Here is a 23335-nt window from a genome sequence, read left to right as displayed (position 1 = left end):
CACCTATATTTTTCCGTTGATAATATCCGCGATAACCTCGCGTTCATCCAAATGATATTTGACTCCCTGAATCTCCTGATAATCCTCGTGGCCTTTTCCCGCAAGGACGACGATATCGCCGTCTTCGGCGTTCTCCATGCAGTATTTGATTGCTTCCTTACGGTCGGGGATCACCACATATTTTCCGTCCGTTTTGGCGATACCGACCTTGATGTCCTCAATAATGTCCATGACATCCTCGTAGCGTGAATTATCCGCTGTAATGACGGAAAGGTCGGCGAGCTTTCCGCTGACCTCTCCCATTTCATAGCGGCGGGAACGCGCGCGGTTGCCCCCCGCGCCGAACATGCAGATCAGGCGGTGCGGACGGTACTCGCGCAGGGTTTCCAGAATATTTTCCATGCTCAGCGCATTGTGCGCGTAATCGATCAGCAGAGTATAATTTCCGGGAACACTGACCGGTTCTACCCTTCCCTTGACCTTGACCGTGTTCAGCCCTTCGGCAATCGCCTGCGGGGTCACATCAAAATGGCGGCAGACCGCCGCCGCCGCAAGCGCGTTGTAAACGCTGAACCGGCCGGGGATATCCACGTCCACGCCGAAGGCAAGCTGGCCTTGAAGGTCAAAATGAACGCCGAGATAACCCGGACGCGAAATGAGCTTTTCATTGCACGCGCGCAGGCCGGCTTCCTGTGAAAAGCCGTAGGTCTCGATCGCACAGGTGTGGCCTTTGATAATTCCGGGGTAATTTTCATCGTCTATATTGATAATACCGGTCCGGCACTGCCGGAACAGCATGCTTTTGCACTGCAGGTATTCTTCCAGCGTTTTATGCTCGCTGCCGCCGATATGGTCGGGCGAAAAATTGGTGAACAACCCGATGTCAAAGGCAAAGCCCGACACGCGGTGGTCCCTGAGCCCGATGGAGGAAGCCTCGATCACGGCGGCTTTGCAGCCGCTGTCCACCATTTTGCGCAGGAAACGCTGTACATCGTACGATTCCGGCGTGGTGTTGTTCGTCTGGATCACTTCGTCGCCGACAACCGTCCCGATGGTCCCGATGATGCCGGTTTTGATTCCGCCCGCCTCAAGAATGGAACGGATCATATAGGAAACCGTCGTTTTGCCCTTCGTGCCGGTAATGCCCACCACGCGGAGCCGGTCGGCGGGGTGCCCGAAATAGGCCGCCGCCATCACCGCCATGGCATGGCGCGTATTTTCCACCAGGATCACCGCGGCGTTCTGTACCGTTACCGGGCGCTGCGCGACAATCGCGGCCGCGCCGGCGTCCGCCGCCTGCTGCGCAAAGTCGTGGCTGTCGACGGAAGAGCCGCACAGGCACACGAACACGCAGTTCTTGACCACCCTGCGCGAATCGTAAACGATATCGGTTATTTCAACGTCCGTGTCGCCGGAGCAGGTATATTTTAATCCTTCCAGTATGCTTTTTAACCGCATAATCCAGCCTCCGTATCCATAATTTAGAAACTCTTCTGATGATACAATAAAGAGATGTCAAAGTCAATTGCATCCGGTCGGCAGCCCTTCTTTGCGGTTACATGACACTTTCCCCTTTCTGTATGATATTTGGACTGTGGAACCATTTTGTATAGATACAACCGTTCCGGATAATGCTAACATACAGTCAAGCAGCGTACACGGCGCTTAAAACGATAGAAAGGGAGCATACGTGATGGGAACTGTGAATGAAAAACTGGAATCCTACGGACTGAAAAAAGTATTGAGCTACCTGGACAACAATCCTGAAGAAAACGTACCGAAGGTCTTAAACTGGGTACGCAGATTCGACAAGGAGGATTATTATCACAACGCTTACGATCTGGTTGGAGAAGCGCTGAAAAATCCGGAAAACAACTGGTATAAACTGATTATGAGCCTTTATGACGACATTGATTCCGGCGTCAGGAAAAAAATGTTTGAAAATTTTCTGATCAATTCCTCCATTGTAGGCTGTCAGCGCAAAAATAAAAACGAAGAAAAGTACGACTGCAACATTCCGTGGGCGATCCTGATGGACCCCACCTCCGCGTGCAACCTGCACTGCCAGGGCTGCTGGGCGGCGGATTACGGCAACAAGATGAATATGAGCTTTGAGACGCTCGACAGCATTATCGAGCAGGGGAAAAAGCTCGGCACCTATATGTATATCTATTCCGGCGGCGAGCCGCTCGTACGGAAGGACGATATTATCAGGCTGTGTGAAAAACACAATGACTGCGAATTTCTGGCCTTTACAAACGCAACGCTCATCGACGAAGCGTTCGCGGACGAAATGCTGCGGGTAAAGAATTTCGTGCCCGCCATCAGCGTGGAGGGCTTTGAAGAGGCCACCGACTCCCGCCGCGGAGAAGGCACCTATCAGGCGGTCATTAAAGCGATGGAGATTTTAAAGCGGAAAAAGCTTCCGTTCGGCATCTCCTGCTGCTACACCAGCCAGAACACCGACGTGATCGGCAGTGAGGAATACTTTGACGACATGATCGCAAAGGGCGCGAAATTCGCGTGGTTCTTTACCTATATGCCGGTCGGGGCCGACGCGGTTCCCGAGCTGATGGCTTCCGCGGAGCAAAGGGAGTTCATGTATCACCAGATCCGGAAATTCAGGGGGACAAAGCCGCTGTTCACCATGGACTTCTGGAACGACGGCGAGTATGTGCAGGGATGCATCGCGGGCGGACGTTGCTATCTGCACATCAACGCGAACGGGGATATCGAGCCGTGCGCGTTCATCCATTACGCCGATTCCAACATCAAGGACAAAACCCTTCTGGAAGCGTACCAGTCCCCGCTGTTCATGCAGTACCGCAAAAACCAGCCGTTTAACGGGAACCACCTGCGTCCCTGTCCGCTGCTCGACAATCCGGGCAGACTGTCCGACATGGTGCACAAGTCCGGCGCGCAATCCACGGACATGACTCACCCCGAGGATGTTGAGGAGCTGAGCGCAAAATGCGTCAACGCCGCGAAGAACTGGACCCCCGTCGCGGAAAAACTCTGGGACGAATCCCATCCGGAAGAACAGGAAAACGCGGGCTGACCAAACAGCCGAACAAAGTATCCGATTTCATCAATATTCTTAATATATAAAGAAGGACGGCTTCCGCATACTCTAAGCGGAAGCCGTCCTTTTTATATTTCAACGAGTCCTTAAAGAAACGATTCCAACACGTTTACAATGTGTTGATGTGACTGGATGCACTCATTAAAAGAAGCAGACGGTTCGTCTCCACTTTTCTTGATATACTCCGCCTCTTCCACTTCCTGCTGAATTACTTTTTTAAAATATTCCGCATAATTTCCCGATGACAGCAAGCTGTCAGAAGCATCGGCAGAACCTTTCGTTACTGTTACCGTCCCCTGTGCCGTCGTCGGTCTCGCCCCCGCCAGGAGGTAATCCTGATAGGACAAAACGCCGCTGTTGGTCAATTCAGACAGCAAGGAATCCATTCCGGAAGCGTCTGAACCAGAGTACTTGTCCCGAAAATATTGTTTCTGCACACCGGACAACGTGTTACTCCCTGTTGATTTTTTCCCTTTTTCCGTAATAGCTGGCAGGCATGCTTCGTTTTGGGAAGAAAATGTAACTCCATCCATACTTTCTTTTGAGGCGCTTTGCACCATATTGGCAAAAGCACCGGATCTCGCTTTTTTTCCGGCACTATTGACGAAGCCTGAGAATCCATTTGAATATGCGGAAGCTATACTGTTAATCATTTCAATCTCCTTAATTACTCAGAATATAATATTCCGGTGCTGATTGCCTCTGTTCCTCCACCGCTGTATCTGATATATCCACTCAAATCGCTTGCCTCAGAAACAGTATAATAAGATATTGTCTCCAGATCACCGTCTTGGACAACAATTGGATCCAAATCCACACCATTCAATTTAAGATACAAATGGGCAGGGATGTTGCTAACCGTTTGGATTAAAAAAGTTATTTTCACTTCCCAACCAGTTGGATCAGATTTCGCTAATTTTTTATACTGCGCAATTAACTCATCTTTTTTAGCTTTAGTCAATCTGTATGTTGTGAATGGAGAACTGCTCGGATAGGTAGCCCCAGCGCTGATTCCAGAGTAGTATACTTCACCTGCCGGATAAATATAAGAGGAGTATACCCGGATTGTGTCGCGCCAACTTCCCCCTTGTAATTTATTGGGGTCTTTTTCATCTTGTTCCGATTGATCGGATGTACTTTCAGGTTTGCTTTCCGAAGAAATTTTATCCACCTTGGCACCAGATTTGTCGCTGAAAGCAGTGGCCTGTAAGGCACTCGATGGTATATTGGCAACGGAAAAAATCATACCGAACGTAAGAACGAACACAAACAGCGTATGTAAGGCTCTATTTTTTCTCATTTTACTTCTCCCTCTCAATTCAAATTCGTACTAAATGACTCTATTCAATCCACAACGGTCTCATCCCCTTTTATATTTCCATATTCACCTTAACACTATAATTCATATATGTCAATATTTTCTTCAAGAGATAAGATACCACGCAAAAATGGTGTTTCAAAATTAATTTTGAAACACCATTTTTTAAGTTTTATTTAATGATTGAGTAGCGCATACAGTTTTTCGATTTCTTCTTCATTGGTATAATCACACTGTGCCAAAGCCTGTGAAAACTCCGCGCGTTTTTCCTCCTGCAGCAGCAGCTCCTCCAGCCCCGCCGCAACCCCCTCGCTGTCCATGGGGACGATCAGCCCGTTTCTGCCGGAATCGATCTGGTCGCGGGCCGTGGAAAAATCGGTGAGCAGGATCGGGCGGCACATGACCATTGCCTCGTCGACGGCGATGGATTTGCCCTCGAACCGGGATGGCTGCAGGTAGATATCACAAGCCTTCAGATACGGGTACGGATTGGGGCGCTCCCCCATGAACCGGACGGTATCGCCGATGCCGAGTTCCCGGATCATCGCCTCCAGATTTTCTTTTTCCGGGCCGATTCCGATGATATACCACTTGAAGCGAAGTCCCTTCTCCTTTAAAGCGGCAATGGCGGGCAGCGCAAGGTCAAGCCCCTTCTGGTGGGAAAGACGGGCAATGGACAGTATGCGCAGGCCGGAAAAATCATCTTCAAAGTCGGCCGGTTCTTCGGCCATCCGGCGCATGAAGGTGGAAGAGATGATATTGTAGATCACATGGAACCGGTCGGAATACTCCGGAAAAGTGTTCTCAAGCGCGGTCTTACAGGATTCGGAAACCGTGCACAGCGCGCTGAGCTTTCCGACAAACGCGCGGTCAAACCCGCTGTTCAACCCCATTGCCGTATAATCGCCGTGGATAAATCCGATCTTGACGGGGCTTTTGACCTTGGTCACGGCGTAATAAATCGGCTGGCCCTCCATAAAGGCCACCACCGCGTCGTATTCCTTTTGGGAAGGCCGGATAAAACGTTTCTCTACGTTCCACATGCGCGCCAGCCGCTCGCCCATGGTCCCGCGCAGACCGGCGAAGGTAACCAGCAGGCGGCAGAGCGCGATCAGCGGATGCCCCTTTTTGATAAGGGCAAAAAAGGCCTGGCGGATATTGAATTTGTACTCCGCCGGAAAAAGCGGCGGCAGAAGGTTTACTTTCGGCGAAACGCGGCTCAGAAACAGGCCGTCGTTCGCGAAAAGCTGAAGGTCGACCTCGTAATTTTCATAATCGAACAGGGACAGCACCGTGACCAGACTTTTTTCAATGCCGCCGCTGTGCAGGCTGTAATTGATAAAAAGAACACGTTTTTTCGCCATTATCTTTTCCCCGCGTTTTTCAAAAGCATATTGGAATAAATCCGGTAGAACAAATAGACGGCCGGCGTGTTTTTGGAGCGGATCAGCCGCAGGATGATCCTGTCCGCGCGGGTGCCGTTTTTCAGGTAGTCGGAACGGGCCGCGACCCGGAGCACCGGATTCCGGAGAATACCGCGCACCTCTTTGTACCTTTTCGAAAAGCCCGCATCGTTGTTTGGGCTGAAACAGTTGACAAGAGAGGAATGCGCCGCGCTGCGGAGAAGCCACGCAAGGTGGCGTTCCCCATACTGGGCGTAAAGGCCGTTCTTCTGCAGGAAATCGCGCACCACATGGTAGCAGGCGGTCATCATCTCCATTTTTCGGGGACGGTACCGGGTGCTTAACGATTCGGGATTATAACGGTAATGGTAATAGGCCCCGCCAAGAACCAGCACCTTGTCCGTCAGGCAGTGCGCCATAATCGATACCGGAAGATCCTCCAGCATAATTTCCTGTTCATTGAAATACGAAAGGTGATTTCCCAGAAACCACTCCCGGCGGAAAAACCTGCGCCACGCGCAGCCGAGCATCTCTGCCTGCCGCCAGGGACCGTCCGCCGGGTCGGGACCGATCAGCTCCCGGAGCAGGACTTCCCGCGTCTCCCGGTCGAAGGCCGGGAAGCTCACCGGCAGCTTGCAGACGCGGTGCTCCTCCGCTTTGCTGTTTTCGCGCACAAAGTTAAAGACGACCATATCCGCGGCGCATTTTTCCGCGGAGGAATACAGATTCTGCAGTGCCTCCGGGTCAAGCCAGTCGTCGGAATCCACAAAAGACAGGTATTTTCCGGCGGCGCGGGCGGCGCCATAATTGCGGGTATCTCCCAGCCCCCCATGGGGCTTGTCCAGCACCCTGACACGGGAGTCCTTTTCATACGTCCGCGCAAGCTCCAGCGAACGGTCGGTCGATGCGTCGTTTACTAAAAGAATCTCTATATCCGTCAGCGTCTGCGCCAAAATGCTTTCGACACACTGCGCCAAATACTTTTCTACGTTATATACCGGTACAATCACACTTACTTTTGGCAAGATCAGACCTCCTTCTCTTCGTCGCCCCGGCGGCAGCGTCCTTTTCCGGACAGCACCGGGCATCCTTCCAGCCCCCGAATCAAACCGGTTAAGAACCGGGAAACAGGCGCCAGCCAACGTATTCGCATATAAAAATACATCTTATGATACCATTTTCTGTGAACCAATACAAGATTATTTTGCAGCAGCGTGTTGAAATGCAGCATTTTGTATGCTATTCTTTTATATATTTCTATTTTAAATCGATCAGGAGGCTGTTTTCCGATGAAGGACTGCCTGGTATTGTTAACGAAAACGTTCCCTTTCGACAAAGGGGAAGAATTCATAGAGGACGAACTCCCTCTTCTGGCGAAAGCATTCGATCAGGTCATCATCGTGGCCACAAGCACTGCCGACAACCCGGTACAGACAAGAAGCGTGCCGGAAAACGTCTGCGTCCGCAGCATCCGCGCAGCCAAAGTCAAACGCAGCCTTGCCGGAGCGGTGGCAAGGCAGTTTCCCTTTAAGGACTATAAGGGCTATTCCGGAAAAGACGAGCGGAACGCCGTGAAGGGATCGCTGAAAAAAAAGCTTTATCTGAGTTATTTTATCGCGAAATCGGAAATCGTGTACGATGAAACGGTTAAAATTCTCGCTCCGTTTTCCCTGCAGCGATACGACGGCGTAACGTTTTACAGCTATTGGTTTTACGATATCGCCATGGCGGCGGTCAGGCTGAAACGGTACTGCCAGGCAAAAACCAAGCTGGCCGTCTGCCGGGCGCACGGCTACGACCTTTACGCTTACCGCAACTCCATGAATTATCTGCCGCTGCGGCAGTACCTTCTGAAAAACATAGACAAGGTCTACACCTGCTCCCAAGACGGAAACGACTACCTGACCGGCCTGTATCCCCAGTACGCGGAAAAAATCCAGACCGCCTATCTGGGTACGCGGGATTACGGGGCGACGGAAGCAGACGGGACGGGGCCTTTCCACATTGTCAGCTGCTGCCACATCGTCCCGCTCAAACGCGTGGATCTGCTTGCCAGATCCCTGAGCCTGCTGAACGGCAGCGGTCTTGCGCTGAAATGGACGCATTTCGGCGGCGGCGGCGCATTGGAAGAGCTGAAAAAATACGCGGCGGAAAATCTGCGGTTTATGGAGTATGATTTCCGGGGAGAAGTAAAAAATTCCGACCTGATGGCCTATTACCAAAACACCCCGGTCGACCTGTTCGTCAACACCAGCAGCACGGAAGGGCTTCCGGTCAGCGTGATGGAAGCCTGCTCGTTCGGAATTCCCGCGATCGCAACGGACGTGGGAGGAACCGGAGAAATCGTCCGCGACGGCGAAACCGGCTTTTTGATCGAGGCGGATTTTACCCCGGACAAGCTGGCTTCGGCCATCCGTTCCGCGGCGGAGCTGCCGGCAGAAGAAAGAAAAAAGCTGCGCGAAAACTGCCGGTCGGTTTATCTGAGCGCCTTTTGCGCGCAAGACAATTTCGCCGCTTTCGCCCAGCAGATGAAACCGCTCTAAAAAGAACCGCGGTAAAAGCATCATCGAAAATACCATGTGCCGAACATGCGCTCTACAGGCTGAAAAGCCTTTGCAGAGGGCATGTTTTTTCATTCAGACAGTCGATAAAGCTGCGCAGCCCAAAATTGTTGTAAATTTTGCTTGCGGCGCTTTCCGCCTTGTCCTGCACGATTTTCCTACGCCTGACAGTTTTTCGATACACTCAGATTTCCTGCCCTTTTCCGTTTCCATAAGGTCCTTCGATTTCAGACAAAATGAATAAGCCGCCGCAGGACGAACATACTATCAGCGGTGATAAAAACATGACCATTTCATTTATAAGGACCTTACTGCTCTACATAGTCATTATTGTAGCGGTAAGGCTGATGGGCAAACGGCAGATCAGCGAGCTGCAGACAAGCGAGCTCGTTGTGACCCTTCTGATTTCCGATATCGCGGCAATCCCGATGCAGGACACAGGGCAGCCCCTGGTAAGCGGGTTCATCCCCATCGCGGTGCTCGTGATGTGTGAAATCCTTGTATCCGGCCTGATGCTGAAAAGCACAAAATTCCGAAAGATCATCTGCGGCAGGCCGATCATCGTAATCAACGACGGAAGGGTGGACCAGAAGGAAATGCGCCGCCTGCGCATGAGCACGGAGGACCTCTCCGAGCAGCTGCGGCAGAAAAACGTGTTCAGCTTTGAGGACGTCGCCTATGCGATTGTGGAGACAAACGGAAAGATGAGCGTCATCAAAAAGCCGGACAAGGAACAGCCGACCGCCGGAATGCTGGGCGTGGCGCTGCCGGATACCGGGCTCGAAACCGTCGTCATCAGCGACGGGGTCGTCTCCGACTTTTCCCTTCAGCTGTGCAACAAAAGCCGGGAATGGCTGGAAGGCGTTCTGCGCGGCAAAAACATCAGCACGGACCAGATTTTTATTATGACGGCCAACAGAAAGGGAGATTTCAATATTATCAAGAAGGATGAAAAGCAATGAAACGTTTATGGGCCTGCGCAGTCATCCTCGTTCTGCTCATAACGGTTTGTACCTACGGAACGGTCAAAACCAAAAAAGTCAGCGAACAGATGACCCAAACCCTCGAAAGCGCCCGACAGGCGGCGCTGGAGGGCGATCTTAAAGAAGCGCAGAAGCTGAGTCAAAAGGCCGCGGACGACTGGCACGGCTACCACGAAGTGCTGTGCACCTTCATGCCGCACGCACAGCTGGAAGCCGTTGACCAGACGCTTTCCGGGCTGCCCATGCTCTGTTACTTTGAGGGAACGGACCAGTTCGGGGCGGACTGCGACCGCGGCATCACACAGATCATGTACCTGAACGAATCCCAGCTTCCCACTCTTGAAAACATCTTTTAAGAAAAGAGCGGCAGGTACAACCCGCCGCTCTCCATGTTTTTATCGGATTTTCAGGACCTGTTCTTAATCATCCTGTTCAATTCTTCCATAAAGGTATTGATATCCTTGAACTGACGGTAAACCGAGGCAAAACGGACGTAAGCCACCTCGTCCACATCCTTCAGCTTTTCCATGGCGTACTTGCCGATCAAGCTGGAGGGCACTTCGCGGTCAAGCGAATTCTGGAGCATGTTTTCGATTTCGTCCACAATCCTCTCCAGCGTGTCAATGGACACGGGCCGCTTCTCGCACGCGCGCAGAAGGCCGTTCAACAGCTTGTTGCGGTCGAAGGTTTCACGCGATTTATCTTTTTTGATCACAACAATGGGTACCGTTTCGATCACCTCATAGGTTGTGAAGCGCTTGGCACATTTCAGGCATTCCCTGCGCCGCCGGATTCTTTCACCTTCGTCGGTCGGGCGGGAATCGATGACTTTTGATTCTTCATGGCCGCAATACGGGCACCGCATTGTAAGATCACCTCTATAAAACTATTTGTATAATTATAGCATATTTTTTCAGCGGTTAGCAAGCGTTTATGAAACAAAATATTAGTAAATCAAACCATCTACGACTTTTTTTGCGCCTGTCAATTCGTCCAGTTTGCCAAAATTGCGCCGGTAGACCTCGATAACCAGGTCCCCGTTATAGCCGGATTTTCGCATCAGCTGTTTCAGCGCGTCGAAATCCATGGTTCCGCTGCCGGGCAAAAGGCAGTCCTCCCCCGGCTTGTTGTCGTTGATGTGGACGTGGACCAGCCTTTCCCCCATCGCCGCGCACACCCGGAAGGGGTCTTCCCCTCCGCGCACCGCCTGCTTGACGTCCAGCACAAACGCGCAGTCCTCGTTCAGATATTCCCGCATTCTCAGGAGAAACCCGGGTTCGTTGCTGCGGAACAGGTTGACATTCTCCTGCGCCACCGTGACGCCGAACGTTTTCCCCAGCGCATAGAGCCGCGCGTAATGTTCAAAATACTCCTGCTCGGTGATTCTGCTGCGTTTGTCGTTGCGCTGGCCGTGAAGCACCAGAATTTCCGCGCCCAGAAGGTTCGCGGCATGAAAATACCGTTTATAGAACTCCAAACCGTCGTCGGAACGGCGCTGGTAATCCGAAAAAAGCAGGAAGCTTTCAAAGCCGGAGGTGAACGGATGAACGGACTTTACGATACTGCCGCTGTCATCCGCCATTCTTTTTAATTCTTTGATATATTTCGGTCTTAATTCGCTGATTGTATTGATAAACACCTCAAAAAGGTGGAAGTCAAGCGCGATTAACGCCGGAAGAGCCTGCTCCAGTTCCATGGGATAGAGACAGGCCGTCGAAATGCCGGAACGCATAGTATCACCCCTTTTTAAAGATTATATCCCGATGGAAGAAAAATGTCCAGATGAATCAAAGCACGGCTGGATATTCTATGATTGCCGGTCAAAATAAATTTTTTGATTTTTTAAATCAAGCGGGAGGAGAAAGTATGATAAACGAAAACGCGTCTTTGCTGGAAGAAATCTATCGGGCGACAAAAATGGGGCTGGAAGCGACTCAGCTGGTCATTCCCAAGGTCCAAAGCCCGCGGCTGCGCACCGAAATAGAGGACCAGGCTCTGCGCTATCGGGATATGGGCGCGAAGGTAAAGCGGATGCTCCACGCCGACGGAAGGATGCCGGGGGCGGAAAGGACGATGCAGAAAGCGATGCTGCGCGGGTCCATCCGGATCAACACGATGGTGAACCAGACTCCGTCACACATTGCCAGGCTGATGATGAACGGCACCGCCGCGGGGATCAGGGGCGTCACAAAAAATCTGGACCGGCTCGACGGCGCCGACACCGAGGTAAAGAAGCTGGCGGAAGATTATATCATCAATGAGCAGAAAAACATCGACGAATTGAAGAAGCATCTCTGAAGAACTTGATTTAACCGCGCTATTTCATTATAATATGGGAGCGGGGCCCGAACGCTCCGCACTTTACATATAAGGGGTTTTTACTGCTATGGGTTTGCTGAGCGCAAGCAATTTGAATAAATCCTTCGGCGCCGATATGATTTTCAGCGGCGTCTCTTTTGAGATACAGGAAAACGACCGCATAGGGCTTGTGGGAATCAACGGCTCGGGCAAAACCACCCTGCTCAAGCTGCTGACCGGCGAAACGCAGCCGGACGGCGGCGATATTTTCAAGGCGAATTCGACCGTTCTGGGGTATATGGAACAGCATGTCTGCCGCGATCTGGAAAGAAGCGCCTACAGCGAGGTGCTGACCGTATTTTCCGGGCTTCTGGAAATGGAAAAGGAACTGGAAAGCATCAATCTGCAGCTGCAGGCGAAGCCGAAGGAAATTGACCGGCTGATAGAAAAACAAACTGTGATGAACGACCGCTTTGTCGCGCAGGGCGGACTGACCTGTAAAAGCAGGGCGCGCTCCGCGCTGCTGGGACTCGGTTTCGACGACGAACAGATGGGGCTGCCGATCGCCGTGCTGAGCGGCGGGCAGAAGGCGAAGCTGCAGCTGGCGAAGATGCTGCTGTGCGGCGCCAACCTGCTGCTGCTGGACGAGCCGACCAATCATCTGGATATCTCCTCCGTGGAATGGCTGGAAGATTTCCTGCGTTCCTACAACGGCTCCTTCGTGGTCATCTCCCACGACCGGTATTTTCTGGACAGGGTGACCAACCGCACCTTTGAGCTGGAAAACGGCCGTCTGACCCCGTACAAGGGCAACTACAGCACCTATCTTGCCCAGAAAGACGAAAATAATCTGGCGGCGCAGCGCAAGTACGACAATACCCGGAAGGAAATCAAGCGCATTGAGGGAATCGTGGCGCAGCAGCGGCAATGGAACAAGGAACGGAGCATCCGGACCGCGGAAAGCAAAATGAAGGTGATCGAACGGCTGGAAAAAACGCTGGAAAAGCCGGATGAAAAACCGGACGGCATCCATTTCGACTTCGGCATCCGCCAGCGGGGCGGCAACGATGTCCTGAGCACCGAAAACCTTGCCCTGCAGTTCGACGGCAAGCTGCTGTTTCAGAATGTGAATCTTAAAATCCACCGGGGCGAAAGAGTTTTTCTGATCGGGCCGAACGGCTGCGGAAAGACCTCCCTTTTAAAGACGCTTCTGGGGATCAACACCCCCTCCGGCGGCGAATTCCGTTTCGGCGCGGGAATCGACGTCGGCTATTACGACCAGATTCAGGCGGGCCTGCATCCGGAAAAAACCGTGATCGACGAAATCTGGGATTCCTACCCGAAAATGACCCAGACCGATATCCGAAACGCGCTGGCCGTCTTTTTATTCAAGGGCGACGACGTGTTCAAAGCTGTGGAAGCTTTAAGCGGCGGAGAGCGGGCGCGCGTCCTTTTGCTCCGCCTGATGCTTTCCATGGATAACTTTCTTTTGCTGGACGAGCCTACCAACCATCTGGACATCGACTCTCTCGAAGCGCTGGAGGCGGCGCTGCAGAGCTACGAGGGCACCCTGCTCATCGTGTCCCACGACCGCTACCTGATCAATAAAATCGCCGACCGGGTCTATTTCCTTGACAAGGACGGCGCGCAGGAATTTATCGGCGGCTACGACAGCTATCTTGAAAAAAGCCGCGCAAAGGCCGCGGAAACGGCGGAGCCCGCCGCCGTGAAACCGAACGAGTACCGGCTGCAGAAGGAACGCGACGCGCTGATCCGGAAGGAAAAGGCGGAGCTGAAACGCAGCGAGGCGAAGATCGACGAGCTCGAAGCGGAAATCGCCGCTTTAAAGGAAGAGCTTTCCAAACCGGAAGTGGCCAGCGACTACGAGGCGGCGATGGAAATCACCGAAAAAACAGACTGCCTGACCAAAGAGAGCGAAAAGCTGTTTCAGCGCTGGAGCGTTCTGGCGCAGAAATACCAGGAATAAAAAAAAGCAGTCCGGATCACCGAACTGCTCATCATCGATTTAGTTTTGTGTCTGCGGTTTAAACTGTTCAAGCTGGGAGATAAATTCTTTTCCTTCCTCACCCGGAACTTCGATCGTGATCGGCTTGGACAGATCCAGGCTAAATACTCCCATAATTGATTTCGCGTCAATTTTGTATCTATCTGTACTCAGGTTAATCGGAAAGGTATAGCTGTTCGTCAGAGTTACAAACTTTTTGACAGCCTCAATGCTGGAAAGTAAAATAGAAGTTGTATACATATGATACCTCCGTATTACAAAATTCACTACTCATGATATAGCACGGAAGGAATTTTTTCAATATTTAATATAGCCATACATTATGTCAATAAGTAATTTTAAATATCTAAATTTGTAAAAGGTGAAGAAATGAAAGTCTCTGTTATTACCCTTGGATGCAAGGTGAACCAGTACGAATCACAGGCAATGCTGTCCCAGCTTGTCTCTGCGGGATTTACCGTATGCGACGCCGCACAGGAAAGCGACGTGGTGCTGATCAATTCCTGCACCGTCACCGCCATGAGCGACCACAAGGTGCGCCAGACGCTCCACCGGGCAAGACGGAAGAACCCCGGAGCGGTCCTTGTCCTGACCGGTTGCATGCCCCAGGCCTTTCCCGAAGCGGCGGCCGGGCTGCACGACGCGGACATTGTGCTGGGCAATTCCAACCGCGCGGCGCTTCTGCCCGACATCCTGAAATACCTTTCCTCGCGTCAGCGCGTGGTGGACATTGTTCCCCATGAAAAGGCCCCGGGCTTTGAGTCGATGAACGTGAGCAGCTTTTTCGAGCGCACCCGCGCTTTTATTAAAATCGAGGACGGCTGCAACCGCTTCTGTTCCTACTGCATCATCCCCTATGCGCGCGGGCGGGTACGCTCCAAGCCGATGGACGAGCTGAAAAAAGGAATCGCGGAAATCGCCGCGAACGGATACCGGGAAATCGTTCTGACCGGGATCAACCTGTCCGCTTACGGGCAGGATCTCGGCCTGCATCTCTGCGACGCGGTCGAAGCCGCCTGCGAACCGGATTCCGTCGCACGCGTACGGCTGGGCTCCCTGGAACCCGAACAGCTGAGCGAGGACGTCGTCGCCCGCCTGAGCCAGCAAAAAAAGCTCTGCGCCCAATTCCACCTGTCCCTGCAAAGCGGCTCAGACGCCACGCTGAGGCGCATGAACAGGCATTACGGCGCAGAGGAGTACCGGACGATCGTAAAGAACCTGCGCGCGTCCTTTGAAAACGCGGCGATCACCACCGACATCATGGTGGGGTTCCCCGGCGAAACCGAAGAGGAGTTTCAGGAATCACTGGCCTTTGCCCGGGAAATCGCCTTTGCGAAGGTCCATGTTTTTGCCTATTCCCGCCGCCCCGGCACAAAAGCCAACGACGCGCCCGATCAGGTTCCGCAGGCGGTGAAGGAACAGCGCAGCCGCCTGATGATCGAAGCGACGCAGAAAACCAAGGAAGCGTTTTTCCAAAGACAGATCGGGCTGACCGAGCCGGTGCTGTTCGAGCGGGAATGCGATAAAAATGTCTATGAGGGCTACACCGAAAACTACACGCCGGTCAAAGCGCACAGCGGCAAAAGTCTGAGCGGGGAAATTGTTCCCGCCCGCATTACGGAGGCCCTGAGCGACTGCTGCCTTGCCGAAATAGAAAAACAGCAGCGAATAAGTGAAAAATAATCCAAAGCCGGACGTCACGAATTCAGCACCTTCATAACGTTCTGCACCTCTTCCTTCGTCTGGTCGCTGTTCAGATAATCCCAGGAGTAAAACATAAACCCGTCGCAGGAGGTTTTCCGGCCGACCTCCACCTGCTGCGCCAGGATATTGTTCGATTTTTTCCAGGTGCCGCTGTCGGCGTCGGAGCCGCTTTTGTAAACGGCAAGCCCCAGATACAGTTTTACGTTGGTGTTCACCACCATTTTGCGCCAGCTTTGGGCGGCGGTGTCAAACGGAAGAACGGGATTTTCAAAATTGACGTACAGCTGCGGGCAGATATAATCGACATACCCCTGTGCGCCGCACCAGGAGGCGACGTCCGCGCCCATGTTCATGTCGTTCTCCACATTCCCCTGCGGGGCGATCCCAAACGGCAGGTTCGGCTTTACCGACTTGATTTCGCTGTAGACTAGGGAAACCATCGCGTTGATGTTGCCTCGGCGCCATTCCAGCAAGCTAAGCGGCGTGCCGCTTTTGGAAGCGGAAGCGCAGTACGCGTCGTAGGCGCTCTGATCGAACGAGCCGTCCTGCGTCGGATAGAAATAATCGTCAAACTGAATCCCGTCGACGTCGTAATTCTGCGCGATCTCCTTCGCGCCGTCCGCAATCAGCTTGCGCACCTGCGGGTAGGCGGGATTGTAATATTTCCCGCCGTTGCTGTCCACGACCCAGCCCGCCCTGGAAGCGTCGCTTTTCCATGTATTATAAAGATTGCCCTGCGCCAGAATGGACGGCGTTCCGGACACCTGAATGCGCAGCGGATTGATCCATGCCTGAATTTTCAGCCCCGCCTTGTGGGAAGCCGTAACCATGTAAGCAAGCGGATCGTAACCGGGGTCCACCCCCTGTGTTCCGCCGACGACATGGCTCCACGGAAAGTAGGCCGACTTGTACAGAGCGTCCCCGAACGGCCGTACGTGGACGATCAGCGTATTCATCCCGCAGTTCTTTGCCCCGGCGACAATGGCGTCGAACTTTTTCTGAAAGGCTTTTTCGCTCTTGTCCTCTTCCTGGCTCATATTCAGATTCATGTACGGCACCCATACCGCCCGCATTTCGTCGGAGGAGGCCGGAACGGCGGCGCCGGCCGCGGCCGGAGCGGAGGCGGACGCAGAAGACGGATCCCCCCCGGACGTCGGGGAGGGCTGTTCCCGGAACCGGTTATGCCCGATATTGACCAGCATAGTGAGCGCGATGACTCCTGCCAGAATACAGGCGCAGATAAAAATACTGTGCCGGTTAAAAAGCTTGATTACCATAGAAACCCATCCTTTCCAATTGCGGCTTTCCCCCGGACTTTTTGACGTTTTTTCAATTTTAACAACCATGTATTTGACAGAACTGTCCGGATAGTGTACGATACCATTTAATAAATGATTGGGGGCGGTGTGATGTTCTTCATCATCGGAGTAACCAGCGGCGCGCACGACCTTGGCCTGCGGAGATGCGGCTGTCTCCCCTGCTGTTCCGGCGGCGGCGCGATGGCTGCGGTTACCTATACGTTTCAGCAGTTTACGCTTTTCTTTATCCCGCTGTTCCGTTTCGGGAAAAGATACTTCGTCACCTGCCCCAACTGCGGTACCGTGTACGAGCTGGCAAAGGACGAGGGCAGGCGCATGGAAAAAGACCCCGCGGCTGAAATCAACCCGGAAAGAATGTATGTCGTGCAGGGCGCCAGCCGGAAAACCTGTCCGGGCTGCGGATGCGCGGTGGACCCCAACAGCCGGTACTGCCCCAACTGCGGCGCCAGACTGCTCTGACGGGAGGCGTAAGACATGCCTAATTATATATATTGGATTTGCTACTTAATTATTATTAATTTTATCGCGGTCATCGTGACGGCGGCTGACAAGCACAACGCGAAAAAACACCTTTGGCGCGTTCCGGAAAACACCCTGCTCCTGATTGCGGCCCTCGGCGGGTCCCCCGCCATGCTGCTCACCATGTACGCGATCCGGCATAAAACCCGGCACAGAAAATTTATGATCGGCATTCCGATGATCATGACCATGCAGATTTGTTTTGTCTATTACCTGTTTTTCAGATGATACCGTAGGAAAGAAGGCTTCCGTCATGGACATATGGGCTGCGTTAAAGCTCGTTGTGGCCCTGCTGTTTTTGGGAATTTTATATTCGCGCGTGCTGAGATGGATCGGTTCAAAAATCTTCCGCTTTCCTCAGATTCGGGCTTGGATAATAAGAAAGAAAAGCAGGCATCCATCCTTAAATTGCAAGAGAAATAGCAAATCCAATACCTATTGTTAAAGCAGCATTTAAAACTATAGTTTTCAATGTCAATAATGCTGTTCCTGATGATGCAGTAAATAGCGATTTAACATATCCACCTAATGATGCTTTTGATCCATTAAGAGAAGTAAGATATTGCCCAAATGATGCGTTGTTATTTGAAACTTCTTCAACTAAATCTGCTGTTTTCACAGAACTTTCTTTAATTAAATTATTATATTTTTCAAGACTTGATAAAACATTTTTAATGCCACTAAAATCTGCTGTCTTTTGATTGAATGGAGTTAATATCAATTTGTTACTTTTTATAAATAATTTTAGGGAATTACTTATAATATATTATAGGAGATGAATATAATGAAAATGTGTAAAAAATGTTATACAATAATGGAAAATAACACATTAAAATGTCCAGAATGTGGGTTAATGTATTTCAGATATTTGGGGGAAGGAGATAATATCCCAGATGATGAAGAAGCTAAAATACAATGTCAAAAAAGTGTAGAACTTTATGAGCAAGAGAAAATCCGTCGCACCACTCCACACTGCCCGAAATGCGGATCAACATCTCTAACCGCCGCCAAAAAAGGTTTTGGTGTTGGTAAAGCTATTGCCGGTGCAGTAGTCACGGGCGGGGTAGGACTATTAGCAGGATTTATTGGAAGTGGAAAAGTGGAATTGATCTGTCTGAATTGCGGAACAAAGTTTAAACCAAAAGGATAAAATCAGAAAAGACCTCTCCAATTAAGGAAAGGTCTTTTGATTTTATATCTATGAATATGAAATATTATTTTTCAGTTATCTTCTTGCTCTTCTTATCGTAAATCAATTCAATTCTATCATATTTGGCTGTATCAATTAAAACTCTACGGGTAGGATCATTCGTATAATCATGTATTTCTTCCCGAGTACTAAAATTCCTTTCGGTATACCTTGTCAATACAATTATAGGATTTCTCTGAAAATCTTCGATCATGGCTAAAATCCCTAAATATTCAATATCATTCTTGTAATTGATAACTCTAACCCACAACGTTTCAGACTTATCTTGAATATCATTCCAAATACTTTCATTAACAGTCCTTCTAATATGCAACTTCTTCCGAATCTTACTAAATATTTCACTCACATAAAACTGAGCCACAACAAAGGCTAAAACACAACAGTACGGCAAGAATAAAAAAAGATTGATATGTATTTCTGAAGCAGCTACAATGTCATGTTGCCAAGTCGAAACTAGAATAAATCCTACGACCAATGATTTTAGAAAAAGATTCTTAAAATCATTTTGCTCCTTAACTGTTGCCACAAAATTAAAAATGCTTATAAAAACAAAGCCTGACACTATAAAGATTATAATAGTAGGAAGCCATTTTAGTAATATGTTTAAATCGTCTATAGCTATTTCTCTCCTTTTGATTTACCCGTATCGGGTCTTACAATATTTTTTATAATAGGTTCTTGCGAGTGACGAATATATGAGCTGTCACTTTTATCATAATTCCATTTATTCGGAATAATTACATTACCGCCTATATGATCTTCTTTTAAGGGAATTCTTTTATCTTCTTTCTCACTCATTGTAAGTCATCTCCAATAATACTATTTCCTATAATTTACCAATATTATATCATCAGAAATAGCAAAAAACAACAAGAAAACCTCTTGTTTCTATCGAAAGAAGTTTTGTATCTGACTTTATATATGATCCAAACTCAATTCATAAATATCTCCTTGTGGTTCATTATACAAATCTCGGTAACGTATCCTACATACAAGTAAATGGTAATAGTAGACATACTGAGATATCGCCTGTCTTGCTTTCAGATAACGAACAAATAATCATAGAAAACGTCTTGGAAAGACAATTTCCTATAGAATATACATTACTGCATTAAAAATTTTGCTAAGAGCTATACTTGATTGGTATGGCTCTTTATTTTTAAGTAACCCCATACTACTTCTTTAAAGTGTCTGGATACACTTGAGTATCGGCACTAAGAATTACTTAGTGTTTTGACTGTCTATTACAAGCATAAATTTTATACTCGAATCCCTTTACAGTCGATGAACCTCTCGCAGACTGTTCCCTAAAACAATCTATATTTTTATCCATCTTATGATGAACTTAGCGATTTGGCTGCTGATCACACATTATCACGGCACTTAGGACATTACTTCACACTCCAAAATGAAATAACGCTTTTATCTCACCATATGTCATCTCTACTATTTTTCTATCTTTCGATAACTTTTCATATATCATTTCTGATTCTGTTTTAGTTGTAGAGCTTTAGCATTTACCAGCAATTTAAGGATTAGCGTCTCAAATAAATGAGATTTCTATATAGAAAATCACAAGCCGCCCGGTGTAATATCGGACGGCTTGTTGTTTTCACTGTTTCAGCTCAGTATAAAAATCTTTAACAATTTCGTTCGTACGATCACCACCCCACTGTTTTTCGGTCGTCCACAGGACGGGAAACGGACTGATCTTTGGTTTCCTCCAACACGGGATTCTCTCTTTTGCATTTTGTCCATGCAAGAAATATCTGTACAAAAGAAAGAACGAACGAAATAAAAACAGGCGACAGGAGATTGCCTTCCAGATAATTGATCTGCAGCGGCAGAAAAATCAAAATGGAAAAAGCATACATCAGAAAAGTATACAGAAACACCTGATGAATCTGAATTCTGGAATAGACCATCCGATATCCTATCCAGATAAAAAAGGCGATTCCAATGAGGTAATAACCGATCTCGACGGCCGTCGCCGTATAGCCGATTGTTTTCCAAAGACTGTCCAGCTCCGGCGACTTAACGCTTTGCTTTTGGAGCGACAGCAGCGCCAAATATACCTGACGAGAATAGACCCGATAGCTGAACTGGATAATATTGACACTGAACATCACGACCCCAAACAATACAAACGGTACCAGAGCGGATCGACTATTTTCACCGGATGCATTCCTTTGTTTTAAAAGCTTCTGCAACTCTATCGACCTTTCTTTTGCTTAATCCGGTATTGCCAAGATAATGTATGATTTGCCTGCACGTTTCATGCCGATCGGCTATCCCTCTGAAAATCCGACACAATGAACACAGTGAATAACGAAAGTCCATTTTCTTTCCTATAGATATAACGATTCAAACCGTGTTTTGTTACAGTTTTTCCCAAACTTTTTTAAATTTGTGATGTCGTCTAAATCGTTTCCCAATTTTTTATACAGTATGCCATTTCGGTTCCGGAACAAATAGTAAGACAAACAAACAAACGGCACCGGTTTTACCGGTGCCGTTTGCTGATTTTAATTTATTATTTTACGACGATATTGACCAGCTTGCCAAGATATAATTTTTAACAATAATTTTCAGCGCCAAAAGCAAATCTATTTCATATATTTTTGCGCAACTTGTTCGTAAAGCGCTTTATATTCAGTAGAATCATCATTTCCAAGATTAAGTTCTTTATTAGTCATCGATTCTATTGATTGGACTGACAGAAAGTTGCTTCCGTTTCTTGTCCGAACAGGATAACGCCCTTTTTCGAGAAGTTTAGGCGCATAGGTTCCAGACCAGTAATCTTTATTTATTTGTTTATTCCCCAAAAAGAACAAATATTCCTTTCCAACTGTTGATGGCAAATAATTTCCATCATAGACAACTTTCTCTTTTCCATTTTCGTCAGTAATGTAGTACCTTTCACCTAGCTTGATAATATCTCCGATCTTCAAATCTCCTTTATATACTTTAGTAATTTTTAATGAGGAAATATTGATACCCGATAAAGTAATATCCCCTTCTTTATTTCTTAAGATTTTCTGTTCCGCATCGTCAAGAAGTGTTCCTTGAACGATGTTAGGACTAAGTTCTTCTAACTCTTCAACAGTTTTCGCGTTATAAAGCAATATGCAATCTTGATCACTCTGAACAGCAGGAAGATCATTAACTGCTACGGTTCCCTTTTCTGAAGAATTCAATGAAATTACGTTAACTTCGGATGCCGTTCCCGTTCTTTCCGAATAAAGCAGAAAAATTACCGCCGCGAACAGTGGCAGACAAAGAAAAATGATCTTTTTTTCCATTATGGATGCCTCCTTTAATATCTTTTGTCTAAATTATATTTATCATGCGGTTGAATAGTATAGGCTGCCAGAGAGTCACTTGTTTGTCTCATAATTGCAGTATCTCTGCAAGTCGGATGTGCTAAACCCAATGCATGACCAAATTCATGAGTAATGGTCCTATTCTGCCCTTTAGAATTAAGAGCAGAATATGCATCATCATCTTCGTTTAGTACAATAACGGCATTAATATAAGAGCATTTATCCCCTTCTGGATCCAAAACCTGTTCTCTGCCTGATGACCCTTGTCTAAACACCGCAGTAACTGCTAAGAGGATACTACCATCATCTGATTGTGGAAGATCTTGAGCAATTACGCTGACTGGTTTTTGATATATATCTACATCTGAATCAGATGTAGATACGGTTCCATAAGATACTTGCGAAACAATTCCATTCCAAGCATGAATTGCATCTTTGATATTGCTGATAGCATTACTGCCAGCATTATTATTATTAATCACTTGTACAGCTGATCCACATATTAAAACGTCTAAATTTCGCGGATTATCCCATTTACCCGCCCATATTTCAGTATCATAACTTAAATTTATTGCAAGAGACTTTGAATTATCATAAGGATTGAGATCATTAATTATTTTTTGAGGATCAACTTTAAAAACGAACTCATAATGTCCAGCTTTGTTAATTGATATATTTATACTTCCAGTTAAATTTGTATGAGCTGGTACATTTATTGAGCGTTGATATATATTTACACCATTAACATCAAGTTCTATTGGAACGTTTGTCGCACTTAATGTACCACTATTAGAAAATTTAAAAATATACTCTTTGCTCTGATTGGATTCAAATTCTGTTTCTCCATCACTAGTATAAAGTGCATCTGCTGACAATGCTATACAGTCAGCCCACTTAAAATATCCTTCAGCAGAATTATTACTATAATTAGATTCTGTAATGGTCTTTGATTCATTGACCACAATCTTCAAACTGTGTGAACCGCCAACATTACACTCCATAAAAAAACTAAGGACTGCTTCTTCACCCGCATTTAAAGTTCCCTCAGCTTCAATAGAATTTTCGATATTACCATCTACGTATAATGTAAATATGAGATTGGTTGCAGGACCATTTCCTATGTTTAATACTTTTGATTGAAATTTGACGGGTATTGCATTTGGAAAAGGTTGTGATGTTGGGGACGTTATGATTGACATAGATAAATCAGGTAATCCAGCAGCGGTCCGTAATGACATATTGCTGTCCTTAGGACTATCTTCCTTACCATCGGAAATACCATCTAAGACAAAATTATCGGCAATTATATTAGAATCTTTAATATTTTGCTCTAGTTCATTATTTATTTCTATAGCATCAGAAATCTGGCAATCACTTATTGTAAATATTTCATCTGAAGCCGAATCTCCTAAAGATTCCTTCGCAAAAGCTTGTCCTGATGTTCCAAATAACAACAAAAAAGCAAGCATGAATGCTAAAGCTTTTTTGTGAATCTTCTTTTTCATATAGTTTCCTCCATCTTTTAAACTAATTTCTATCAGTACGATATGTAATTAAGCTTAACTAATATGAGGAATTTTTCACCCCTT

General features: G+C 48.2%; 26 protein-coding genes. 10 read left to right on the top strand and 16 right to left on the bottom strand.

Annotated elements, in window-relative coordinates:
• Positions 1–3: 3 nt before the first annotated feature.
• Positions 4–1458 (bottom strand): UDP-N-acetylmuramoyl-L-alanyl-D-glutamate--2,6-diaminopimelate ligase, encoded by a 1455-nt coding sequence (locus tag ACQGQ5_RS00660; protein ID WP_455734732.1) that lies wholly within the window; start codon positions 1456–1458, stop codon positions 4–6.
• A gap of 235 nt (positions 1459–1693) precedes the next feature.
• Between ACQGQ5_RS00660 and ACQGQ5_RS00655 the strand changes: the two genes are divergently transcribed.
• A complete protein-coding gene (locus ACQGQ5_RS00655; protein ID WP_455734731.1) occupies positions 1694–3058 on the top strand; it encodes a radical SAM protein in 1365 nt (454 codons plus the stop codon).
• A 110-nt stretch (positions 3059–3168) separates the two neighbouring features.
• On the opposite strand, the gene ACQGQ5_RS00650 is transcribed toward ACQGQ5_RS00655, so the two are convergent.
• The 4 genes from ACQGQ5_RS00650 to ACQGQ5_RS00635 form a co-directional block, all read right to left on the bottom strand.
• Entirely contained in the window at positions 3169–3735 is a 567-nt protein-coding gene (locus ACQGQ5_RS00650; RefSeq protein WP_455734730.1) for a hypothetical protein, read from the bottom strand.
• A 14-nt stretch (positions 3736–3749) separates the two neighbouring features.
• Positions 3750–4382 carry a hypothetical protein gene (locus ACQGQ5_RS00645; protein ID WP_455734729.1) on the bottom strand — a complete coding sequence of 211 codons (633 nt, stop codon included), beginning with the start codon at positions 4380–4382 and terminating at the stop codon, positions 3750–3752.
• Positions 4383–4576: 194 nt separating this feature from the next.
• Positions 4577–5764, bottom strand: a complete 1188-nt coding sequence (locus ACQGQ5_RS00640; RefSeq protein ID WP_455734728.1) for a glycosyltransferase — start codon at positions 5762–5764, stop codon at positions 4577–4579.
• Positions 5764–6828 (bottom strand): glycosyltransferase family 2 protein, encoded by a 1065-nt coding sequence (locus ACQGQ5_RS00635; RefSeq protein WP_455734727.1) that lies wholly within the window; start codon positions 6826–6828, stop codon positions 5764–5766. The genes ACQGQ5_RS00640 and ACQGQ5_RS00635 overlap by 1 nt, the downstream gene beginning before the upstream one ends.
• A 264-nt stretch (positions 6829–7092) precedes the next feature.
• Between ACQGQ5_RS00635 and ACQGQ5_RS00630 the strand changes: the two genes are divergently transcribed.
• On the top strand, positions 7093–8346 hold the full coding sequence (locus tag ACQGQ5_RS00630) for a glycosyltransferase (RefSeq protein ID WP_455734726.1): 1254 nt from the start codon (positions 7093–7095) through the stop codon (positions 8344–8346).
• Between the two features lie 52 nt (positions 8347–8398).
• Here the strand turns inward: ACQGQ5_RS00630 and ACQGQ5_RS00625 are convergent, their stop codons facing one another.
• Positions 8399–8548, bottom strand: coding sequence for a hypothetical protein (locus tag ACQGQ5_RS00625; protein ID WP_455734725.1), 150 nt, complete (start codon positions 8546–8548; stop codon positions 8399–8401).
• Positions 8549–8648: 100 nt separating this feature from the next.
• Here ACQGQ5_RS00625 and ACQGQ5_RS00620 point away from each other — a divergent pair, with 100 nt between their 5' ends.
• The gene (locus ACQGQ5_RS00620) at positions 8649–9326 is read left to right on the top strand and encodes a DUF421 domain-containing protein (protein WP_455734724.1); all 678 of its coding nucleotides are present in this window, start codon (positions 8649–8651) and stop codon (positions 9324–9326) included.
• Complete coding sequence (locus ACQGQ5_RS00615) at positions 9323–9703, top strand: DUF4363 family protein (protein ID WP_455734723.1); 381 nt, start codon at positions 9323–9325, stop codon at positions 9701–9703. Before ACQGQ5_RS00620 ends, ACQGQ5_RS00615 begins: the two co-directional genes overlap by 4 nt.
• Before the next feature lie 50 nt (positions 9704–9753).
• Here ACQGQ5_RS00615 and nrdR read toward each other — a convergent pair whose 3' ends face one another.
• Together nrdR and ACQGQ5_RS00605 are read right to left on the bottom strand one after the other, a co-directional pair.
• Positions 9754–10212 carry a transcriptional regulator NrdR gene (gene nrdR, locus ACQGQ5_RS00610; protein WP_275717497.1) on the bottom strand — a complete coding sequence of 153 codons (459 nt, stop codon included), beginning with the start codon at positions 10210–10212 and terminating at the stop codon, positions 9754–9756.
• 81 nt (positions 10213–10293) lie between these two features.
• Positions 10294–11079, bottom strand: a complete 786-nt coding sequence (locus ACQGQ5_RS00605) for a sugar phosphate isomerase/epimerase family protein (protein WP_455734722.1) — start codon at positions 11077–11079, stop codon at positions 10294–10296.
• Positions 11080–11213: 134 nt separating this feature from the next.
• Here ACQGQ5_RS00605 and ACQGQ5_RS00600 point away from each other — a divergent pair, with 134 nt between their 5' ends.
• Positions 11214–11645 carry a hypothetical protein gene (locus ACQGQ5_RS00600; protein WP_455734721.1) on the top strand — a complete coding sequence of 144 codons (432 nt, stop codon included), beginning with the start codon at positions 11214–11216 and terminating at the stop codon, positions 11643–11645.
• Positions 11646–11733: 88 nt separating this feature from the next.
• On the top strand, positions 11734–13632 hold the full coding sequence (gene abc-f / locus ACQGQ5_RS00595) for a ribosomal protection-like ABC-F family protein (protein WP_455734720.1): 1899 nt from the start codon (positions 11734–11736) through the stop codon (positions 13630–13632).
• Positions 13633–13671: 39 nt separating this feature from the next.
• On the opposite strand, the gene ACQGQ5_RS00590 is transcribed toward abc-f, so the two are convergent.
• Positions 13672–13911, bottom strand: coding sequence for an HPr family phosphocarrier protein (locus ACQGQ5_RS00590; protein ID WP_444657879.1), 240 nt, complete (start codon positions 13909–13911; stop codon positions 13672–13674).
• A 129-nt stretch (positions 13912–14040) separates the two neighbouring features.
• Between ACQGQ5_RS00590 and mtaB the strand changes: the two genes are divergently transcribed.
• A complete protein-coding gene (mtaB, locus tag ACQGQ5_RS00585) occupies positions 14041–15354 on the top strand; it encodes a tRNA (N(6)-L-threonylcarbamoyladenosine(37)-C(2))-methylthiotransferase MtaB (protein ID WP_455734719.1) in 1314 nt (437 codons plus the stop codon).
• Positions 15355–15368: 14 nt separating this feature from the next.
• Here the strand turns inward: mtaB and ACQGQ5_RS00580 are convergent, their stop codons facing one another.
• Positions 15369–16652, bottom strand: a complete 1284-nt coding sequence (locus tag ACQGQ5_RS00580; RefSeq protein WP_455734718.1) for a glycoside hydrolase family 10 protein — start codon at positions 16650–16652, stop codon at positions 15369–15371.
• Between the two features lie 132 nt (positions 16653–16784).
• Between ACQGQ5_RS00580 and ACQGQ5_RS00575 the strand changes: the two genes are divergently transcribed.
• Both ACQGQ5_RS00575 and ACQGQ5_RS00570 read left to right on the top strand, forming a co-directional pair.
• A complete protein-coding gene (locus tag ACQGQ5_RS00575) occupies positions 16785–17153 on the top strand; it encodes a zinc ribbon domain-containing protein (protein WP_455734717.1) in 369 nt (122 codons plus the stop codon).
• A gap of 15 nt (positions 17154–17168) precedes the next feature.
• Positions 17169–17441, top strand: a complete 273-nt coding sequence (locus ACQGQ5_RS00570) for a DUF1294 domain-containing protein (RefSeq protein ID WP_455734716.1) — start codon at positions 17169–17171, stop codon at positions 17439–17441.
• Positions 17442–17616: 175 nt separating this feature from the next.
• On the opposite strand, the gene ACQGQ5_RS00565 is transcribed toward ACQGQ5_RS00570, so the two are convergent.
• The gene (locus tag ACQGQ5_RS00565) at positions 17617–17934 is read right to left on the bottom strand and encodes a hypothetical protein (RefSeq protein ID WP_455734715.1); all 318 of its coding nucleotides are present in this window, start codon (positions 17932–17934) and stop codon (positions 17617–17619) included.
• Positions 17935–17997: 63 nt separating this feature from the next.
• Between ACQGQ5_RS00565 and ACQGQ5_RS00560 the strand changes: the two genes are divergently transcribed.
• Complete coding sequence (locus ACQGQ5_RS00560) at positions 17998–18363, top strand: hypothetical protein (protein ID WP_455734714.1); 366 nt, start codon at positions 17998–18000, stop codon at positions 18361–18363.
• 64 nt (positions 18364–18427) lie between these two features.
• Here the strand turns inward: ACQGQ5_RS00560 and ACQGQ5_RS00555 are convergent, their stop codons facing one another.
• The 5 genes from ACQGQ5_RS00555 to ACQGQ5_RS00535 form a co-directional block, all read right to left on the bottom strand.
• Positions 18428–18949: a hypothetical protein gene (locus ACQGQ5_RS00555; RefSeq protein WP_455734713.1), complete on the bottom strand. Its 522-nt coding sequence runs from the start codon at positions 18947–18949 to the stop codon at positions 18428–18430.
• Positions 18950–19041: 92 nt separating this feature from the next.
• The gene (locus ACQGQ5_RS00550; protein ID WP_455734712.1) at positions 19042–19221 is read right to left on the bottom strand and encodes a hypothetical protein; all 180 of its coding nucleotides are present in this window, start codon (positions 19219–19221) and stop codon (positions 19042–19044) included.
• 863 nt (positions 19222–20084) lie between these two features.
• Complete coding sequence (locus ACQGQ5_RS00545) at positions 20085–20549, bottom strand: hypothetical protein (protein ID WP_455734711.1); 465 nt, start codon at positions 20547–20549, stop codon at positions 20085–20087.
• Positions 20550–21029: 480 nt separating this feature from the next.
• Positions 21030–21725: a hypothetical protein gene (locus tag ACQGQ5_RS00540; protein WP_455734710.1), complete on the bottom strand. Its 696-nt coding sequence runs from the start codon at positions 21723–21725 to the stop codon at positions 21030–21032.
• 14 nt (positions 21726–21739) lie between these two features.
• Entirely contained in the window at positions 21740–23251 is a 1512-nt protein-coding gene (locus tag ACQGQ5_RS00535) for a CARDB domain-containing protein (RefSeq protein ID WP_455734709.1), read from the bottom strand.
• Between the last annotated feature and the right edge of the window lie 84 nt (positions 23252–23335).

The sequence above is a fragment of the Caproiciproducens sp. genome, assembly GCF_053840905.1.
The sequence above is the reverse complement of the archived record's forward strand: the minus strand, read 5'-3'. Positions and strand labels throughout refer to the sequence as shown.